The sequence below is a fragment of the Bradyrhizobium sp. LB8.2 genome, from assembly GCF_040548035.1.
Classification (GTDB): domain Bacteria; phylum Pseudomonadota; class Alphaproteobacteria; order Rhizobiales; family Xanthobacteraceae; genus Bradyrhizobium.
This window is the reverse complement of sequence record NZ_JBEPQV010000061.1, coordinates 1-18,663: the sequence shown is the minus strand read 5'-3', so window position 1 is coordinate 18,663 and position 18,663 is coordinate 1. Positions and strand designations below refer to the sequence as shown.

The window sequence follows — 18,663 nt, the reverse complement described above, 5'->3', positions numbered from 1 at the left end:
CTCGAAAGCGTATTCAACCCGCACGCATCATCGCATGGTCTTTCTGGCGCAGAGCTCATCAGGCTGCCGCTCAACGCGCTCATGTCAAATCAAAAAGACAACTGTAATGCTAGGCCGAGTATTGCGTTTGGCACCATGCGTCGGCGCCATCTTGGTTCCCAAGAACGCTTCGACCGCTTCCGGACTCATCGGCACGTTGGGCTGAACCTTCGATCACGCCAAGCCAAAGCCAGGGAATGATGTGGCCTTCCTCGCAAAGACCGGACCGCTGCGCCAAGAACAGCTTCCGCATCCGCTGGTTTGGCGAGGTTCTGTGGAGTCGCAGCATTCATCATTCGGTTGCTTCGCCGCCGCGCTTCCTGGCATTGATAGTAATTGGAAGGGTGGTGTCACTCGCCATCGCGGGTAGGTCGAGCACCCACCCGTTCGCGATTCTGATCCAACCACCCCACAGCGTCTCGTGCTCACATTCGACAATCGACTCCTCAAGATCCTTCTTGGGCACATAAATCGAAAGCCCCGTCTCGGGCGAACGGCGAATCATGACCTTCATAGGAGCTCCGCAAGTTGTGAGCTCTCACCCGCGCGCTCCTGACACGCACGCCACAAGGCTCTCTGTTTGCCATTGATGTCCGCCAGGACTTGCAGGACACGATCGATCTCATCCGGCGCCGTCTCGTGCGACAGCGAGAAGCGAACCGCACCGCGCAAAAAGGCCGGTGGTACTCTCATCGCGCGCAGGACATGGGACGGCTCCATCGAGCCGGACGCGCAGGCTGAACCGAGCGAGACGGCAATTCCGTTGTGGTTCAGGTGGTCGACGATGGCCTCTGCTTCGAGATGCTCGAATGCGATGTTGGACGTATTTGGCAAGCGGTTATTGATATCACCAAGCACGATGCAACAGCCGAGAGCGAGAATGCCTTGCTCCAGCCGGTCGCGAAGCACGCCAATCTGCATCTGCTCTTCTATGAGGCCTGCCGCAGCGAGTTCCGCCGCCTTGCCGAGCCCAATAATGCCCGGAACGTTTTGGGTGCCAGCGCGGCGATGCCGCTCCTGTGCGCCGCCGAAGATCAGCGGTCGGAATTTGATGTCCTTGCGCACATACAGCGCGCCGATTCCCTTCGGACCATAAACCTTATGGCCGGAGAGCGACAGCATGTCGATGTCCGTAGTCTTCAGGTCAATCGGAATCCGCCCGACCGCCTGGACCGCATCGGTGTGAAAGAGCGCGCCGACTGAGCGCGCCATCTTGGCGAGGGATTTCACCGGAAAGATCGTCCCGGTCTCATTATTGGCCCACATGACCGAGGCGATTGACGTGCGCCTCGACAATGCGTTGCGATAAGCCTCGATGTTCAATCGGCCGCTTGCATCGACCGGAATGACATGGGTATTGATTCCTCGTCGGCCCAGCTCCTCGGCAAGGGACAGCACGGCTGAATGCTCAACGGCCGTAGTGACGATCTCGTCGCGTCCTTCCTGCACGGCGAGCGCGGACAGGATCGCGGTGTTGTCGGATTCAGTTGCCCCCGAGGTGAAGACGATCTCGTGATCGAATGCCGCGCCAACGAGGGCCTGCAGCTTCCGGCGCGCTTGTTTCAATGCGGGCGCAACCTCAATGCCGAATGCATGCCCGGACGACGGATTGCCGAATTGCCCAGCGAAGAACGGCAGCATTGCCGCGACCACCAAAGGATGTGCACGGGTCGTCGCGTTGTTATCCAGGTAGATCGGCCGCACGGATTGTCCGCTCTGCACTTAAGGCCCCACTTTGGCAGCTCCGGGGAGCGGGATCAGGCGGACGAACTCGCCGAGCCGCTCGACCTGGCGCGCCTGAATGGCCGCGAGCGTCGCTCCCGCAAGCTTGCATAACATGCAGGCGCCGGTGAGCCTGAACATGAGCTTGTTGCCTTCGATTTCGACGAGCTCACAATCGCCACGATCACGCCTGAGGCTTGGCCGAACGTCATCGAGCACGGCGCGGATAATCCGCTCGCGATCGGAAGCCTCTGCATTCGAAGACTGCTTCGTTCGTTCAGCCTTCAGGCCCATGTTCGATGCTCCTTTTGCGAATGGTCCGAAGGCCGCTCAGCTGAACGATTTGCCGCAGGAGCAGCTCGATTTGGCATTTGGGTTATCGAAGCGGAACCCTGATCCTTCGAGCGACACCACGAAATCGATCGTGGTGCCGTTGAGATGCGCCCGGCTCGCGTTGTCGACGAAGACTTTGATCCCGTCTTGCTCGAACACGGGTTCATCGGAGACCGGCTCATGAGCAAGACCCATTCTGTATGTGAACCCTTGGCAACCGCCGCCTTCGACCATGACCCGCAAACCGCCTGCCGGCTGGGTTGTCGAGGAGATTGCGGCCTTCAGTGCGTTGATGGCGCTATCCGTTAGGTTGATCATTTCTGGCTCGCTCTCAGTTTCTGTCGCGAGGCACAATTCGCAAATCCCATGCCAGTCCGGATGCAGCTGAAATCGATTGGTTTTGCAGGCGGCGACCATACGATTTGCGACCTGTCGGCTTTGAGACAGGCGGTTTTCCGGCGTCCCGACCTCATCCGGCCGAGACCTCGTGATGGTGCCAGCACGTATTCATGCACATTGCGCCGAGCCGCCGCTTACGCTGTGCGTCGCTACAGACATAGGCGCATGGCAAACAACTTGCACAAGGTTGGCGGACATGCCGCATTGGGCCTGCATGTACACTACAGATTGATGAGGAGCCTTCCATGACGTCGATCGACAAAACCGCTCTTGGCCATTTGGACAAGGAGGGGCGATTGCTGAATGCGGTGCTTAAGACCGAGACAACGAAGTCGGGGCGATTTGGATTTCGGGGCGACATCGCGCTGAAGTTCCAAGCCCAGCTCGCCGACGAAAAACGACCGCCGGACTATTCCATCGAACAAGTTCTTGCAATCGCGCAGGAAGGCGAACCGACCATCCCAGTCCTTGCCGGATATCTGCACTCCTTCGCCTATCTACCTCAGGCCGCAAAGGTTCTGGATGGCAGGCTGAGCCCCAAAGGCAGCTATTTCATGTTCTGCAACAACATTGATCTGCTCGCGAAATACCGCACCAAGATAGGCGACATCACCTTCCGCATTCTGCCTTGCGACGAATCAACTGTGTGGAAGGAGATGATGGACCTCGCCGGCGTCGACAAGAATGACATCAAGAAGCTCGGTGCGGCCGGTAGGCTCGACTACCTGCTCGACGCGGCCAAGGACATCGGTGGATCATACACGGAAGTTTCATACGAGGACGGCCTGGCCAAAATGGAGCCGGTGAAGAACAGAAGCGAAAACCGCCCCGTCTGAGGCATTACCTCAGACCTCTCTCTCGCCAGCTCGACGAGTATGCCGTGAGAGGGTCACTGCGCCCGCTTCGCCGGGACTGGCTCTGACAAATCCTGGTCATGGACTTATCGGCCTACCTTTCGGGAGATCACACGGCCACTCTGCTAGTCGTGTGTTGGCCAAGAGCACTGTCGTTGCACTGAGGGGTGGCTGGCCGCGACCGTCCGCCTGACTGCATCCATGAGGGATCCGGAGAATCCAATGCTCATCGGTTGATGATCGCGGTCACATTTCGGAGGGCGGATCGCCGATGTATGGTTCGGCTTTGGCGCTATGCTCCAGGCCTTTGCCAGCCTGCGTGGCGCAGAGATGTCGCGGCGTTCGATGCTCGCCAGCCGAAGTTATCGACGAGCTGCGCCCATGAATGATGGAAACCGACCCGGCCAAGCGGTAGCTGAGCAGAGTTGGCCGCACGTCTTCAATGTTGAGAGAACGAACCGAAGCTACGCAGAATGCCGCAACTGAATCTGTCCTAGGAAGTTGCTCCAGGTCGCGGATCGCGCTGCCGACCCGCCCATGCCACAGACGCCACTTCACAGCTCTGATGTCCCTGCCGATGGTTGGAAGCGCTCAAAGGGGCCTGATCGGGATCGTACGATGCGATCGGCGATCTGCTGTATGCGCTGGATCTCCATGGCAATATGAAACCAGTCGATGATGTGGGTCGTTGGTTTCGGCATGGCGCCGGGCAGCCGCTTTAGGATTTCGGCCCCGTCCGAGATTACCGTCACATCCCCAAAGCCGCGATATCCGACTTCCTGGAGAGGGCGAAGAGCACGATCACGGATTGCCTGATGATCGGTGCTGCCGGTTAAGAAATAGCGACTGCCCCTTTCTCCCCGTCCTCCGCGGGCGCATCTGGCCACGACGAGCTCGCAATTTCGCGCCGAATGTTGATCATCGCTACGAAGGTGCGCCGTATCGATGCTGATGACCAACTCTTTGCGCCGAGCTCCGGGAAGCTGCATCTCAAGCTGGCATCGGTCATCCGTTTGGGACCTCGCACGCCAGTTTCCTGCATGACCTGGTCGTTGAGCCGCTTGCCGATCCTGATGGTACGTTGTCCGTCGCATGCGTCTCAGTCGGTTCAGTGGGCAGGAAATCGGGCATCACCTTCGGCGCCTGCCGGTAGGGCAGCATGCTTCCTAGCCGCGCCGGCAGTTCCATAAGCTCCGGTGTCGCTCGGTCGCCCCTGGATGGCATTCCGGCACAGCATCCATCGCGGATTGCGAACCTCAACGGTGCAGAAGACGGTTCGGATCCGGCGTGTCGTGTAGTGCTTGGCCGGTCGGAACGTTTGGCAATCCGGGCAAACCCGGCGAAGAAGGGCATACGTCTCCGCCTCATGATTCACAACCGCGTTCTGCAGCTGATCTTCTTGCCATCGCCGATCGACAAGCCGATGTCGCCGTCGAACAGGCTCTCCCAGCTCTTGTCTATGCGGACCTCCTTCCGGCATGCACCCGCGCCCGGATGACGGGCACGAACAGATCGCCGATGCCGGCCTGGGTCAGCCCCTTGGGCAGGAACGCCGCCTTGATCGCATCGCGCGCCCGCCGGTGCGCGCCGCCGTCCTGGGTAACCAACGTTCCGCCAAGCAATTCGGGCGCGATCTCTTCGATCAGCGCCGAGGACACGTCCTTGTGCCGGAGCAGTGCAAACGCATCCGGATCCACGCAGGTCATCAGGTGTCCGGCAGGGCCGAACTCCAGCCAGAAGTGGCTGCCCAGCGTCCGTTCCGCGCGCCGCAGCAGGCGCGGCAGGTCGCAGACGATGGCGGGAAGATGCCCGACCAGGGGGAAAGCGCCGCGCACGGAGCGGGATGTCGTGCCGCAGCCGGTGCCGACGGTCCAGCGGGTTGAGCAGCATGTCCATCAGCAGCGCGGCGCCGCGGCCGCTTCGGCGGTGTGCCTGCAGGCCGCGCGGCGCGGCTGTTGCGACCGTCGGCGTACGTCGGCACATGCGCCAGCATGCCGCCGTCGATGCACACGACCTGGCCGGTGATGAACGCAGCATCGTCGTAGAGCAGGAATGCCACCAGCGCGGCCACGTCCCTCGGGGCAGCCGACGCGCGGCAGGAGCTGGTGCCGGCGCAGATGCCGTTGCATGCACTCGTCCAGATGGCGAGGAGACGCTCGGTCATGACGAGACCCGGCGCAATCGCCTTGCAGCGGATCTGCGCATGACCGTACTGGGTGGCGAGCGAGGCCGACAGCATTTTCATCCCCGCCTTCGACGCGGCGTAGGACGTCTGCGCGGTGTCACCGCTGAGCGCCTGGCACGACCACTTGTTGACGATCGCGCCACCGCCGCGAGCGATATGGCCTGCCGGCAGCAGAGCAGCGTGCCGCGCAGATTGGTCGCCATGGTCTGATCCGAGACCGCCAGGTCCAGGTCGAGGATCGCGCGGTGGCGCGGGGTCAGATGCATGTCGCTCGCGTTGTTCACCAGGTCAACCCCACCGACGTGCCGCTCCGCCGTCTCGAGCAGCGCTGCCACCGACTGCGCGTCGGCGATGTCCATGGCCAGGGCCAGCCGCGTGGCCCGCTTCGGCCGCGATCTGCGCGGTGCAGGCGATGGCCGCCGAGCCATCAATGTGGGCCACCACCACTCTGCCGCCCTCGCGCGCGATGGCGAGGGCGCGGCCTTGGCGATGCCGGCGCCAGCGCCGGTCACCACGGCCACCTTGCCTTCAAACCGCCATCGTGTCCTCCTGGATTGCGCTGGTCTTTCGCGGCATGCCGCTCGGCCTCCGCCGGAGAAGGCGCAGGGTCGGCGCTGGCGCGCTCGTCATCGCCAACGTCGCTTTCGATGACCCGAATGGCGGCGACTGGGCATTGGTTGGCCGCGAGCCGCACGGCCGCGTGCGGCGCCTGCGGGACCGTCGCCACGCACACTTCGGCCACGCCGTCCGGTTCGCGCTGGCGAAAGTTGCCCGGCAGCGTCAGCACGCACTGCCCGCTGGTTGCGCACAGATCCTGGTCGATCACAACGCGCATCTCAGCCCCCCTGCGCATGCAGCAGCACCGGCAGCGCGCGGAACGTCCTAAGGAACTCGGAGGGCTCCCGGGTCGGCGGCTTAGCCAATGCCAGCGTGGGGAAGCGCGCCTGGATCCGCGGCAGGCTCTCGGCCAACTGCACCCTGGCCAGTTGCGCACCGACGCAGCAGCGGATGCCGTGCCGAAGCTCAGCATGATCTTCCCGTCCGTCGACATGCCAGGACTGGTGCCGTAGAACCGCGCGGGATCGAAGCGGTCGGGATCGGCGAAGGCGTCCGGGTCGCGATTGCCGGCCGCGATCAGCACGGGCACGTCCGTGTTCTTCGGGATCACCACGCCGCCCAATTCGATGTCGCGCCGGGCGATACGCATAGTGGTGCTGAACATGACGGGCGAATCGCGGCGCAGGACTTCTTCGACCAATGCCTTCACCCCCACGGCGTCTCCCTGAAGCCAGTGCCGCTGTTCGGGATACCCCAGCATCGCCAAGACCGCATGGTCGATGGTCGCAGCAGTGGTTGAGAAGCCGCCCAGCAGCATGCCCCAAAGCATGCTGATCAACTCCGCATCCGACAGCGTGTCGGCATCGTGGTCGTGTGCGCCGACCAGCATCGACACGATGTCGTGGCGGGGATCGGTGCGCTTACGCTGTATAGAGGTCGCCGAAGTAGGCCTGCACCCTGGCGCTGGCCGCGTCCGCCGCGGCGAGCTGGGGGTCGCTGGCGTGCGGGCCCAGGCCTCTCAGAATGGGGCCGATGACGGCGGCGAGCCCGAACATGTCGTCCTGGGGCATGCCGAACAGGTTCGGCCAAGACCAGCATGGGCAAGGCCAGCGCGAATTCCCGATGCAGGTCCACCGGCTTCCCACGCTCCAGCGCGGGCGCCATGCCGTCCGGGCGCGCTGCGACGATGCGCGCGATGCTCGGCCGCAGGTTCTCGATCTGGCGCATGGTGAAATCGCGCGAGATCAGCCGGCGCAGACGCATATGCGCCGGTGGGTCCTTCATCGCTAGTGTAGACGCCAGCAGATTGAGTGACAGGCTGGTCGCCGCACGCGGAAAATAGCGCACCAGTTCGCCCGGCGCCGGCGCCCGAAACGCATCGCCCGTGGCCTTGAGCGCCCAGTAGATGTCGGCGTGGCGGCTCAACAGAAAGAGGCCCGACGCCGCGCGATGCACCGGATCGTGCTCGCGCAACCACCGCATAAACGGACACGGGTCGTGGATGCGCGCTGGCGACGCCAGTTCGGCGAAGGCGTCCGGCATGCTGCCGTGGTTTCTTGCACGTCCATCTTGCTTACCTGTTGGCTGGCTGATCTGTCCGGCGCGCGCCAGGCGCCCGGGCAAATTGCGGAGTACATCGGGGCGATTTCGCCGAGGCCCCCTTCCCATAGAATGCTGTCTGATGCGGATTTGACATTTTGATTTTCTTTCTTCGTTCCATCGATCGCGGTGTCATCCACGAAATGAAGGTCGGTCGGCGGCTCCCGGCTCGCAACGAAGGAGTGTCAAAACTCGTGCCAATTTGGCCGACCCAACAGAAGAAAAAGATTGTGATTGCTTTTCAGCGGATTAACTGAGGCCAGACAAGAGCTCGGCGGACTAGGCCGGTGTCGCGGACCAACAAAGGCGACAGAACAGTGTCGGATAGTCGTCAGACGCCAGACTGGCGACACCTTCTTTATCAGTTCTCCTGAATGCCGATTCCAGTTGCTTAAATATATCCGGCCTCTGGCAAGTGGACTGCTGTTGCAGCCAGGCCATGATGAGATCCGCGCACACGCGTTCCCAATAAAGGGTTGGGGCACGAAGCCCGCCTTTTTTGCACAGGGCTTATGGTATGCTGATCCACCGTTAGTCATCACTATTCGCGAGCCTTGCAATCGAGCCAGAAGCGTCAGGTAAACGCGGGATCTCTGCGTTCGTCGCCAGAACAGCATCTGCTCGAAGCGCTAACAACGACAGTGCTCCAGATCGACTTCACGTCGGTTGTCATGAACGGGATACTAGCATTCTTGCTCTTCGGGGGAGCGCTCCACGTCGATCTCGCAATTGGTAAGCCGCGCCGTACCCGTAATCGAGCTTGCCACCTTCACCACGCTCACGTCGACGTTTATCGTTGGCTTTCTATTCTGGCAGGCCGCTGGTCTCCTTGCTTAGTCGCTGCCGCTGTCCTGGGCGCTGGTGTTTGGCGCTCTCATCAGCCTGACCGATCCGGTGGCGGTCATAGGTGCGCTCAAAATGTAAAGGCAGCTGAAAGTCTCGAGGTCGACAAGCAGAGCGACTCACTCTTCAACGACGGTGTCGGCATTGTCGTTTTCACGATCCTGCTGGCCTTCGCCGCCGGGGCCCATGCGAGGTCGCGGCCGATTCGGCAACTGCCGGCTTCACGTTAGAACAAGTCGGATCTGGGCGTTCCCTACCAGCTTGTATCTGACAACTCACTCGCCGATCTCGTCGGAGAAAGCTAAATCAACCAGGTAGTGTGTGGGTCTGACAGTTTGTTGGGCACACCCGGGCGCAGGCGCTGCAGCCGATGCAAGCGCCTTCGTCCTTCAGCACCATGACCTTCTTTTCGAGCTCATCGTCGTCCGCGTCGAGGTCGATGATCTCGCCACCCTCGCTTAGCCCCTTCAGCGTCATGACCTCACGGCCGCAGATCTTGTAGCAGCGGCCGCAGCCGATGCACTTGTTGAGATCGATAGAAACCAGGTAGTCCGGCCTCCAATTGCGACCGTCGCGGGTCCTGAATGACATGGCTAACCGTCCGCTATGTTTTGTCCAGCGCCTCGAGATATTGGCGCTTGCTTTCGAGCTCGCTGAAGGCAGCGTGGGCCTTCTGAGCCACGCTCAGGATCGACGACCAGTTGACCGGCAGCTCCTCGGAGAGATCGTGGAGGTCCATCTTGGCCTGGGTCGCCTTGGCCGACAGCTTCTTTATTTCCGCTTTCAGAGTTTCGATATCGCTCACACTAGCCTCAACAACTCGCCACTTCCGGGAACTTACGGATCATCTCAACGCCACTGTTGACGAATTTGTCGCCTGATTGGCGAGATCAGAGAGATGGTCGAAACCAAAGCGATGCACGTCGCGCAGCTGCTTGCTCACGACAACGAGCCGGCCGACGATCAGCACGATCCGACCGAACCCTTCGCGATGCATCTTCAGCATTGGCGAGATCATCACATCGGTTGCCGTCTCGACCGAGAGCACAACGGCGTCGAGGAACAGCTCCAGCCGCGATGTCGTGTCCGGGTCGGGATTGCCGACGATCGGCAGCGCACCGCGTTTGCGGTTGTCGAGAACGTAGGGTTCGAACAGCTCGAGATCCTTTTTGCCCCCCAGGCGCCGTGGGTGTCCTGGGCGCGCCAGATCTTGACGAGCTCTTTCAGAAGTGGCCCTTCCGCCGCGGCGGCGGCTGGAGTGACTTCAGACGGATCAGCCATCTTTGTTCCTTCAGGCTTCGAAATCCACCGTACGTTCCCGGCTTTTGGTGAGCAGCTTCCGCAGCCAGGGCGGCGGCGAGCCCTTCAGCACGGTTTCGAGTTTGACGCAAAGGTCGTGGATGGGCTCTGGCTGCAGCACCTTCATCGGATGGATGTTCCTGGCGACGACTCGCGCAGCACCCGAGCCGCCAATCGCCGCAACATAGAGGATTGCGCACTCCCTGATCGCCTCGATCTTCGGCGCGAGCTTATCCTCATTGCCGTCTTCGGTGAGGTCACCGTCGAACTGGATCGCCTCAATAAACCGATGCCCGTTGGGGCCGACCTCGTAGATCGCAATGTTCTTGGCCCAGCCGAAGTGGGCATCGACCTGCTTCAAGTCCTGAGTGGCGAATGCAACTTTCATCCGGGTTGTTTTCTCTCCCTGCTCAATGCAACTGGGGCGGATGGACCTGCGGGCCGCCGCAGGTTGATCGCCAGGTGTCGGGCGTCGGCCCATGGTTGGCTTCGCGGTCGGTGATGATCAGATTGGCGATGTCAAAGATCAGATTGCGCGTGCCGCGATAGCCGACGATCGTGAGGTGCGCAGCGCCAAGGCGATCGAACATCGGAAAGCCTACCCGGAAGAACGGGACATTGAGTCGCGAAGCGGCCTGGCGACCATGTGAATGCGACATCAAGAGGTCGCAGTCACGCGACCTGGCAAGCTCTTCAAGGTCCTCCAGATCGCCGATCAGGACGTCCTCGGTCCTGACCCGCTGGAGCACCGGAGAGTTCGTCGTCGTCACCGCAGCACTTACCTGTGCGCCCATCTCGTGGAGCAAGCTGGAGAGATCGAATAACAAGTCCGGCTCGGCGCCGATCGCGAGCTTGCGGCCGCCGATATGGAAATGTGCATCCAGCATGGCGTCTGCCAGTTGTCCACGCTGCCGGCGATATTTCCAGGGCACCGACCGGCCGCTGATCTGGCTCAGGAAGGCGATGAATTCGTCATTTGGGATAAGGCCACAGAGCCGCTCGAACAGACGGAACGGCGTGCCTGTCCGCACCTGCATGGCCTCGGCCGCGCGGCGCATTTGCGCGCCGATCGCGATCGTCCAGGCCACCTGCCCCATGGTCGCAATCTCGTCCACTCCAATGCCCCCGATCGTGGTGGGCGTGAATTCGTCGGGGATGTGACCGTCCAGCGAACCGGCGACGTCCGGCAGGAACGAGGGCTTGAGCCCAAAATCCTCAAAAATCGTGCGAAGCTCGTCGAGATCGCCGGGCGTGAGGTGGCATCCAGGTAGCACGTTGACGCGGGAGATATCGCGCGATCTCGCTGTGTCGACGGGAGCCACAAGAATCTCGATCATCCGCGCCACCGTCTTGCCCCAGCCATCCTGAAAGGCATCCTTGAAATCCGGGGTCGAGACGTAGACAAGGGGGAGCTTTTCGAGCTTTGGATGCTTCTGTCGGATCAACCGGATGAATGCTTCGACGTCATCGCCGTTGGTCTCGGTGACGCCAGTCGAATTGATACCAATGATCTCGGGCTCGACGCGATTGTAAATGTTGAGGATCGCCTGTTCGAGATTCTCGTGGCCACCGAGCACGGTGGCAACCTCGCTCATGGCGGTCGTCTGCATCGGCACGGCTTCATTGAAATGGCGCACGAACAGCGTTAGCCCGAAGGAGGTGCAACCTTGCGGGCCGTGCAAAAGCGGCATCGCGCCGCGCACACCCAGGAAGGCAAATGAGCCGCCGATCGGCTGGCTCATTTTGAGCGGATTGACCGAACAGGCTTTCTTCGAGGTAGTGACGATCGCCATGCCGTTCCCCTACTCCGCCGCCTGCAGCGTCGGGGGCTGCAGATCGGAACGAATGTCCTTACAAGCAACGCACCGTGCGGCGGAATTGGTGCACGGCTTGGCGGCCGTTGCGAGGTTCAGGCCATGCGCCGCAATCGCGCTCTCGCCACCGCTGGCCTCATTTCCATTGGAGAGACTTATCGTATTGACGCCGTTCTTGCTCGCGTCTCGAACTGGATCAGCGGCTTGCGCATACATCTGCGCAGCCGCCTTTGCCTGACGCTTTCGGTCGAACTCATCCCATGGCGCGGCTTGGCGGAGCTGATCCCATATCGGATTGTAGAGCGCTTTCTCGATCTCCTGCATGAGCTTGAGAATCCCGATATAGCCCATATAGGCGTGACAGCGCTCCTGGTTGATATCGAGCCACGGCATCGCCGCCTTTAGTGCGACGAATTGCGACTTGCCGCCGGAGAGCATGATGTCGGCTTTTTCGTCCTTTAGCATCTTGTAGATCTCGCGAGGCGACATGTCCTCGATCATGTGGGCGTGCTGGCTCATTAACTCCTTGATACGTTCCTTGTCCTTCCTGGTCGATTTCTTCACCGACGTGCCGACGATCTCGAGCCCGGCCTCTTGCAAAGCGGCCACCATCGACCAGGATTTCACGCCACCGGTGATGAGAACAACCCTCTTGGCGGCAAAGCGTGGCTTGAAACGTTCAATCGCAGCCCAGGCTTTGGTCTCTTCGCGTGTGATCAGGGCTTGCGTGCGTTCCATCAGCTCAGCCGGCGCGCCGCGTTCGATCAGCATGCGCGCGATCTGGCGTAGTGAATCGCTGGAATCCTCAATACCGTAGAACGAGCCTTCAAAAAACGGGATGCCGTAGCGCTGCCTCATCTTGCGTGCGACGTTGATCATTGCCTTTGAGCAGACCATCATCGCGGCTTTGGCTCGGTGCGAATAAGCCACCTCGCGATACTTTCCGTCCCCCGAGATGCACGACAGGATCCGGATTCCGAGCTCATCGAGCAGCGGCTTGACCTGCCAGAGCTCGCCGGACAAGTTGTATTCGCCGATGATGTTTATGTCATACGCAGTGGTGTAGTCGGGCTCTCCGGTACCGATGACGTGCTCCAGCAGTGCTTCGCCTGCGAGCTTGTTGCCAAGGTTCTTCGACCCCACAAATCCCGGTGCATTGATGGGAATGACCGGTTTGCCAAATTTGGCGGAGGCCGCCTTGCAGACCGCATCGATGTCGTCACCGATCATTGCGGGCACGCATGTCTGGTAGACGAAGATGGCCTGCGGGTCGTATTTCTCTGTGATCTCCTTGATTGCTCTGTACAGCCGCTTCTCGCCGCCGAACACGATGTCGGTCTCGCTCATGTCCGTGGTGAAGCTTCTGCGCCACAGATCGGAGCCGGAGGAGCCGGAACCGCGATTGTCCCAAGAATTGCCCTCACAGGCGATTGGACCATGCACAAGATGGGCGACGTCGGTGAAGGGCTGCAGTGCGACTTTGGCGCCATCGAAGGCACACCCACCGGCGACGCCGCCCGGCTTCAGCTGCTTGGTGCATCCATTCTTGCGCTCGAAGTTCGACTTGCTCGCGTTCCTGGCGCAGCCCGGTTCGTTAAAGACGTCCTGTATGGTCGTGGGAAGCGAAGTCATGGTGTGTCTTTCGGGGGGATGTCAAGACATCCGCACAGACCAAGAGGATGGGCCGGCGGATAACCTGTGATCCCCGCCGCAGCGCCGCTGTTCCTGCGGACGATGAGGCGGGGCGCTCGCGTTAGCGTATGATGTCGAAGCTGTAGTCTGTCTTGCCAACCGAGCTGGTTTTTCTATCGATCTCATCAAAGATCTTGTCCAGAATCTTGACCAGCACATTCATGCTACCCTGATAGCCCCACACTGGATAGCGATGGTGATGATGGCGATCGAAGATGGGAAACCCGATGCGGATTAGCGGCGTTCCAGTGTCACGCTCGAGATACTTGCCGTAGGTGTTACCCATCAGGAAATCGACCGGTTCTGTGAACAGGAGCGAACGCATGTGCCAGAGATCCTTGCCCGGGAAGGCGCGGCAGTTTTTACCGAACGGCGAGGTCGCGAACAGCGCCTGCATCTTCTGCTCCCAGGCCTTACTCCCGTTGGTCGAGAGCACGTGGGTCGGCTCAGCGCCAAGCTCCAGCAAGAATGCGGCCAGGCCATAGCAGAGGTCGGGATCGCCGTAGATCGCGAACTTCTTGCCGTGAACATGCGCGCTAGAGTCAGCCATTGCGTCTACTAGACGCCCGCGCTCCCGCTCCAGCGCATTTGGAATTGCCTTGTTGGTGATACGCGACAGCGTCATCAGGAAATCGTCCGTAGCGCTGACACCCAGCGGGTGATTGAAGGCGACGACCTCCTGGTCGTGCCCCTTGATGAAGGGCAACGTCTTCTCCGTACAATATTGCTGCATGGAAATGGTTGCCTTCGCATGGACTGCGTTCGCGGCATCGTTTAGTGTGGTGCCCCCATCATACATGCGGAACTCGCCGTCGGTGGGGGTATCGAACACATCGCTGTTATCCGCGAGGATCGTGTAGCCGATCCCCATCAGCTCGAAGATCCGCTTTATCTCACGGATGTTTCCGACAGTGTAGCCGTCGAAGCCACCGATGAAGTTGATCCAGTTGTTCGCTTTGCGCTGGAGTTTAGGCGCTGTGCCGGCTTTACCATCCCAGAAATGCTCGAGGATGCCCTTCAGCGTGTTGTCGTAGCCCGTGATGTGGCTACCGACGAATGCAGGAGTGTGAGCGAATGGCACGTCATAGTCCGCGGGGACTGAACCTTTTTCCTTTGATGTTTTGATGAAGGCGTTGAGGTCGTCGCCAATGACTTCCGCCATGCAAGTCGTGGCGACCGCGATCATCTTCGGCTTGTACATGTTGTAGCTGTTGGCAAGCCCGTCGGTCAGGTTGTTGAGCCCCCCGAACACAGCCGCGTCTTCAGTCATGGACGAGGAGACGCACGAGGTCGGCTCCTTGAAGTGCCGCGACAAGTGGCTGCGATAATACGCGACGCAACCCTGGGAGCCGTGGACGAACGGCAGTGTGCGCTCGAACCCGAGCGCGGCGAACACCGCACCCAGCGGCTGGCAAGCCTTCGCCGGATTAACGGTTAGCGCCTCGCGGGCGAAGTTCTTCTCGCGGTATTCGGGCGTCTTGGACCATTCTCTGATACGGTCGACTTCGGCGGGATCGTGCGGATTCTCGAATAGCGCCCTCTTATTGGCCAGCATCTGCTGGTATTCGTCTCCCTGGAAAAGCTCAGAGTGGTCGAGTATGTGTTCGGCGTTCTGTGTCATCATGGCACTCTTCAGGTTCTTGTGTTCGTTCTCCTGCCCTTCCCCTCCTCTGTTGAAGAAAGGGCCGGGCGTCCGCTTTCCTATTCCGCCGCCATGAGGCTCGGCCGCGGAGCGTCCTTCCAAGGTGCGGTGGTCTTCCCCCAGATCGGGGAGTTGATTGCCATGTCCATGTCTCGAGCGAAGATCGCGAAGCCGTCATAACCGTGGTAAGGACCCGAGTAGTCCCAGGAATGCATTTGGCGGAACGGCACGCCCATTTTTTGGAAGACGTATTTTTCCTTGATACCGGAGCCAACGAGGTCGGGCCGGATCTTTTCTACGAAGCGCTCGAATTCGTAGCCGGTGACATCGTCATAGATCAGCGTGCCGTCCTTGACGTAGTGCTGGGCGGTGCGCTGATAGTCGTCGTTGTGACCGAACTCATAGCCTGTGCCGACAACATCCATGCCGAGGTCCTCATAGGCGCCGATGACGTGGCGAGGACGTAGGCCGCCGACGAACAGCATTACGGTCTTGCCATCGAGCCGCGGCCGATATTTCGCGGTCACCGCATCGACAAGCGGCTGATATTTCGTAATGACGCGCTCGGCGCCTTCCATGATCTTATTATCGAAGAAGCTTGCAATTTTGCGCAGGGACTCAGCGATTTTGGAAGGCCCAAAGAAGTTGTACTCGCACCAGGGAATCCCGAATTTTTCCTCCATGTGCCGTGAGATGTAGTTCATCGAGCGATAGCAATGTAGTATGTTGAGCTTCGCCTTCGGCGTTGCCTCCAATTCAGCGAGAGATCCATCACCGGACCACTGGGCGATGACGCGCAGGCCCATTTCTTCCAGCAGGATCCGTGACGACCAGGCGTCGCCACCGATGTTGTAATCGCCGATGATGGCGACATCATACGGCGTCGGCTCAAATTTAGAGCTGACCTCTGGGGCACTCTTGTCGAAGATCCAATCTCGGACGGCGTCGTTCGCGATGTGATGGCCGAGCGATTGTGATACCCCGCGAAAACCCTCGCACCGCACAGGCACGATGGTTTTGCCGCCATATTCCTTTGATTTTTCTCTGGAGACCGCCTCGATATCGTCGCCGATCAAACCGATCGGACATTCGGACTGAATGGTGATGCCCCTGTTGAGAGGAAATAGCTCCTGGAGCTCGTCAATGAGTTTGGTGACCTTTTTATCGCCGCCGAACACGATATCCTTTTCCTGGAAATCGGAAGTGAACTGCAGTGTCACGAACGTATCGATGCCGGTCGTGCCGACGTAGTAGTTGCGTCGCGAGCCCCATGAGTACTGACCACAGCCGACCGGACCGTGGCTAATGTGGATCATGTCCTTTATCGGCCCCCAGACCACGCCCTTGGAGCCGGCGTAGGCGCAGCCACGGATGGTCATGACGCCCGGAATGGACTTAATATTCGACTTGACGCCGCAATCCGACTTGCCCGCCTCGTGAACACTCAGATGCTTGGCACGCCTTTTGGACGTCTTCTCTGGGTAGACCTTCAACACGTCGTCGATTAGTTGCTTGTTGCGCGCCTTGATCTCTGCCACGCTTTCGGTAGTTGCTCGGCTCATACACAATCCCTTTCCATTGTCGTGTCAAATCAAGACGGGGCGCTTCTCCGGTGAACCGACGGATTTCCGATCCGGCGTTCAGGCTTAAAGCGTGCAATCTTCCTGCAGGTCTTACCGGTCGCAACTTCGGCAGCTTCTAATCGTGCCGCAGCGGTCGATCAGATGTTGTATTTCATCTCGGCTGAGCGCATGCGAGCACCGTCTGTGACGCTGTTGATTTGCCCCGGGATCGCTGACCAAGATGCGTCTGGGTGATGTCATGCCCGCCCTCCACCGATTGGTCATATCCGCTTCTTTACTCGCTCACGTGCCATCCGGCGGCCAATCCCTCTGCATGTCGATGCAGGGCTAACAGCCGTCTATCGCGCAGGGGTCTGCAACGAGTGTGCCAGCCGTGGTTGAATACAAAAACTTAAGTCTTTAGAGCTGGATAGCCGGCAGGATGAGGATTGTTATAAACCTCACCCTGTCTGGCACCGACAGGCGTACCCGCTAACGCCATGTCTGAAACCAAACAATTACCTGCGCTTTCGCCCAGCGAAATGGCTAGAACGCATGTTTCACTAACGCGCGATCTTTCGCTTCGCTTGTCATTCCAGTCGATCACGGGGACACGCGCTCAAATGTAACGACACCCGATCACGCGGAGAGCACGTCGGGCTGATCGATCCTTAACCCGCGAGAGCCTACAAGGGCGCAAGCCTCGGCAGTCGTTGCAGCTCACTTCAGGATCTCGATTGGAGACGCCACGACGCAATTCCGCGCTTTTCATGGTGAGGAAGCCGGCATGTGGCACCCAGTGCAGCGACAGCGAGGCCGGTCTGCTCATGAGCGTGAGGCCCTCCTCCCGGAAGACGGACACCGCTAGAGCGGCTCGATGAGCGAGGGCTGCCCTCCAGTTCGCGATGCGTTCATAGTCGTCGATGAAGTTTCGCATATCTCTCCCTTCGGCAAATAGTGCCGGTCGGATAGGTCACTCTAGTCTGCTTGCCGGCGCAAAATTGATGCTTTCCACCTTTGGCCAACGGCGTGGGCCAAAGCAAAGCCCGCCGGGTGGACGGCCGGGGTCTGAAGCGAGCAATGATGTGTGCGAGGTCTACCGGAGCGGCTCGGCTGCTCGTCGTCCGGCCCATGTTGACGTGGTTGTTAGAGATCACGCTGAAAGCGACCCAGCGCTGCATTCGGGGTCACCCTTGTATCGGGGCCGATTGAGACCATTTCGCCGGTTAGCCACGCTGATGTTTCCTTCACATCCCGTGCTCCATTTCTGGCCATCGCGGAACCGGCGCTTCTTCTGTTCGCGATGCGCTCAGGGCTTTTTTTCTCGATCGATTGGGAATGCAACCCGCTTGACCCCGTACTCTCGCAGCGGCCTCATTCCGGGCAGAGTAGAACCCGAAGTCAGTCGCCACCCCCGCGGCGCGCGTCCCCAGCTGGACCTGGTGGGTTGCGACGGCCTGGATCAACAGATCGCAATCACTGGGGCACCGAGCATAGACTTCGTAGTCGACAACGATCTGGTTTTCGGCTTCTACCAGCTTGATCATTTTGCCGACGTCATTCGGGCTTGCCGGCATTGCTCGGTCGACGGATCGAACACGCTGAGAACCTCATCTTCCACAAGAGTGTCGCCGTGGAAGATGCGGGCCCGGTTTGACGCATCACCTCCAGCACCAGCGGCAACATCCTATCGGGGTCCTCGCGGAGGCCCTCCAGTCCGGTCTGCACCCGCACGCCGTTCCGCAATGTGCTGTCGGTCGAATGGTGAATGTTGGTTTCCACCCCGGACGTGTCCACGCGCATCCGCTCGCCTGCAATGACGCCGTTGTCCTGCGCTTTCGTCACGAGCAGATCGTGGATGTGCTTGAGCACCTCAGAACCGGCCGCGGCCCATGGTCTTGGCATCCGGCATCTTGCCACCGCCCACCCGCGAGAAATCGCGGCAGACGAGCTCGGCGCGCTCCTCTCGTCCAGAGCACCATAGCTCAGGTTCCGGATGTGCATAAGAACGAACAGGCGCAACACCACCTAGGGTCTGTTGGGATTCAGGATTCTCATCGGGGCTTGGTTGTGATTCAAGCTTGGGATGGACCGATTCGTTTTGACTGACGCCCAATGGGCG

The 18,663-nt window shown here is 60.1% G+C and carries 17 protein-coding genes and 4 pseudogenes; 2 read left to right on the top strand and 19 right to left on the bottom strand.

Annotated elements, in window-relative coordinates; translation table 11 throughout:
- On the top strand, window positions 1–240 hold a 240-nt coding region (locus ABIB06_RS38200), incomplete at its 5' end, for a hypothetical protein (protein WP_354053164.1).
- Between the two features lie 91 nt (window positions 241–331).
- On the opposite strand, the gene nifT is transcribed toward ABIB06_RS38200, so the two are convergent.
- The 4 genes from nifT to ABIB06_RS38180 are packed head-to-tail and all read right to left on the bottom strand — an operon-like array spanning window position 332 to window position 2,412.
- Window positions 332–553, bottom strand: coding sequence for a putative nitrogen fixation protein NifT (nifT, locus tag ABIB06_RS38195; RefSeq protein WP_354053163.1), 222 nt, complete (start codon window positions 551–553; stop codon window positions 332–334).
- Window positions 550–1,743, bottom strand: a complete 1,194-nt coding sequence (gene nifS / locus ABIB06_RS38190; protein WP_354053162.1) for a cysteine desulfurase NifS — start codon at window positions 1,741–1,743, stop codon at window positions 550–552. Before nifS ends, nifT begins: the two co-directional genes overlap by 4 nt.
- 18 nt (window positions 1,744–1,761) lie before the next feature.
- Complete coding sequence (locus ABIB06_RS38185; protein ID WP_247457911.1) at window positions 1,762–2,055, bottom strand: NifU family protein; 294 nt, start codon at window positions 2,053–2,055, stop codon at window positions 1,762–1,764.
- 36 nt (window positions 2,056–2,091) lie between these two features.
- Window positions 2,092–2,412: an iron-sulfur cluster assembly accessory protein gene (locus ABIB06_RS38180; RefSeq protein ID WP_247457912.1), complete on the bottom strand. Its 321-nt coding sequence runs from the start codon at window positions 2,410–2,412 to the stop codon at window positions 2,092–2,094.
- Window positions 2,413–2,738: 326 nt separating this feature from the next.
- Between ABIB06_RS38180 and ABIB06_RS38175 the strand changes: the two genes are divergently transcribed.
- A complete protein-coding gene (locus ABIB06_RS38175) occupies window positions 2,739–3,329 on the top strand; it encodes a hypothetical protein (RefSeq protein ID WP_247457913.1) in 591 nt (196 codons plus the stop codon).
- 572 nt (window positions 3,330–3,901) lie between these two features.
- Here the strand turns inward: ABIB06_RS38175 and ABIB06_RS38170 are convergent.
- From ABIB06_RS38170 to ABIB06_RS38955, 15 genes and pseudogenes are all read right to left on the bottom strand, one after another.
- Window positions 3,902–4,306: a hypothetical protein gene (locus ABIB06_RS38170; RefSeq protein ID WP_247457914.1), complete on the bottom strand. Its 405-nt coding sequence runs from the start codon at window positions 4,304–4,306 to the stop codon at window positions 3,902–3,904.
- Window positions 4,307–4,816: 510 nt separating this feature from the next.
- Window positions 4,817–5,243: pseudogene (locus ABIB06_RS38165) on the bottom strand (cytochrome P450); the annotation flags it as partial.
- 154 nt (window positions 5,244–5,397) lie between these two features.
- Window positions 5,398–6,044, bottom strand: a pseudogene (locus ABIB06_RS38160) (SDR family NAD(P)-dependent oxidoreductase); the annotation flags it as partial.
- Window positions 6,041–6,367, bottom strand: a complete 327-nt coding sequence (locus tag ABIB06_RS38155) for a ferredoxin (protein ID WP_247457915.1) — start codon at window positions 6,365–6,367, stop codon at window positions 6,041–6,043. The gene ABIB06_RS38155 and the pseudogene ABIB06_RS38160, both read right to left, overlap by 4 nt.
- Window position 6,368: 1 nt before the next feature.
- A pseudogene (locus ABIB06_RS38150) lies at window positions 6,369–7,658 on the bottom strand (cytochrome P450).
- 1,180 nt (window positions 7,659–8,838) lie between these two features.
- Entirely contained in the window at window positions 8,839–9,123 is a 285-nt protein-coding gene (fdxB, locus tag ABIB06_RS38145) for a ferredoxin III, nif-specific (RefSeq protein WP_247457916.1), read from the bottom strand.
- Window positions 9,124–9,136: 13 nt separating this feature from the next.
- On the bottom strand, window positions 9,137–9,337 hold the full coding sequence (locus tag ABIB06_RS38140) for a CCE_0567 family metalloprotein (RefSeq protein WP_018457678.1): 201 nt from the start codon (window positions 9,335–9,337) through the stop codon (window positions 9,137–9,139).
- A 7-nt stretch (window positions 9,338–9,344) separates the two neighbouring features.
- Window positions 9,345–9,813 (bottom strand): annotated as a pseudogene (locus tag ABIB06_RS38135) (NifX-associated nitrogen fixation protein).
- A 10-nt stretch (window positions 9,814–9,823) separates the two neighbouring features.
- Window positions 9,824–10,219 carry a nitrogen fixation protein NifX gene (nifX, locus tag ABIB06_RS38130; RefSeq protein ID WP_247457917.1) on the bottom strand — a complete coding sequence of 132 codons (396 nt, stop codon included), beginning with the start codon at window positions 10,217–10,219 and terminating at the stop codon, window positions 9,824–9,826.
- A gap of 22 nt (window positions 10,220–10,241) precedes the next feature.
- On the bottom strand, window positions 10,242–11,624 hold the full coding sequence (gene nifN, locus ABIB06_RS38125; protein ID WP_354053161.1) for a nitrogenase iron-molybdenum cofactor biosynthesis protein NifN: 1,383 nt from the start codon (window positions 11,622–11,624) through the stop codon (window positions 10,242–10,244).
- Between the two features lie 9 nt (window positions 11,625–11,633).
- Entirely contained in the window at window positions 11,634–13,277 is a 1,644-nt protein-coding gene (gene nifE, locus ABIB06_RS38120) for a nitrogenase iron-molybdenum cofactor biosynthesis protein NifE (protein WP_354053160.1), read from the bottom strand.
- 121 nt (window positions 13,278–13,398) lie between these two features.
- On the bottom strand, window positions 13,399–14,958 hold the full coding sequence (nifK, locus tag ABIB06_RS38115) for a nitrogenase molybdenum-iron protein subunit beta (protein ID WP_354070311.1): 1,560 nt from the start codon (window positions 14,956–14,958) through the stop codon (window positions 13,399–13,401).
- A gap of 80 nt (window positions 14,959–15,038) precedes the next feature.
- On the bottom strand, window positions 15,039–16,541 hold the full coding sequence (nifD, locus tag ABIB06_RS38110) for a nitrogenase molybdenum-iron protein alpha chain (RefSeq protein WP_247457920.1): 1,503 nt from the start codon (window positions 16,539–16,541) through the stop codon (window positions 15,039–15,041).
- Window positions 16,542–18,098: 1,557 nt separating this feature from the next.
- Entirely contained in the window at window positions 18,099–18,413 is a 315-nt protein-coding gene (locus ABIB06_RS38960) for a hypothetical protein (RefSeq protein WP_502916605.1), read from the bottom strand.
- A 1-nt stretch (window position 18,414) separates the two neighbouring features.
- Window positions 18,415–18,663: hypothetical protein (locus ABIB06_RS38955; protein WP_502916604.1), on the bottom strand; the 249-nt coding region annotated here is incomplete at its 5' end.

Coding starts and splice junctions, on each gene's coding strand:
- ABIB06_RS38155 (WP_247457915.1), bottom strand. CDS start 6,367: ATGCGCGTTGTGATCGACCAGGATCTGTGCGCAACCAGCGGGCAGTGC.
- nifE (WP_354053160.1), bottom strand. CDS start 13,277: ATGACTTCGCTTCCCACGACCATACAGGACGTCTTTAACGAACCGGGC.
- ABIB06_RS38185 (WP_247457911.1), bottom strand. CDS start 2,055: ATGGGCCTGAAGGCTGAACGAACGAAGCAGTCTTCGAATGCAGAGGCT.
- nifN (WP_354053161.1), bottom strand. CDS start 11,624: ATGGCGATCGTCACTACCTCGAAGAAAGCCTGTTCGGTCAATCCGCTC.
- ABIB06_RS38175 (WP_247457913.1), top strand. CDS start 2,739: ATGACGTCGATCGACAAAACCGCTCTTGGCCATTTGGACAAGGAGGGG.
- fdxB (WP_247457916.1), bottom strand. CDS start 9,123: ATGTCATTCAGGACCCGCGACGGTCGCAATTGGAGGCCGGACTACCTG.
- nifX (WP_247457917.1), bottom strand. CDS start 10,219: ATGAAAGTTGCATTCGCCACTCAGGACTTGAAGCAGGTCGATGCCCAC.
- nifK (WP_354070311.1), bottom strand. CDS start 14,958: ATGACACAGAACGCCGAACACATACTCGACCACTCTGAGCTTTTCCAG.
- nifT (WP_354053163.1), bottom strand. CDS start 553: ATGAAGGTCATGATTCGCCGTTCGCCCGAGACGGGGCTTTCGATTTAT.
- ABIB06_RS38180 (WP_247457912.1), bottom strand. CDS start 2,412: ATGATCAACCTAACGGATAGCGCCATCAACGCACTGAAGGCCGCAATC.
- nifD (WP_247457920.1), bottom strand. CDS start 16,541: ATGAGCCGAGCAACTACCGAAAGCGTGGCAGAGATCAAGGCGCGCAAC.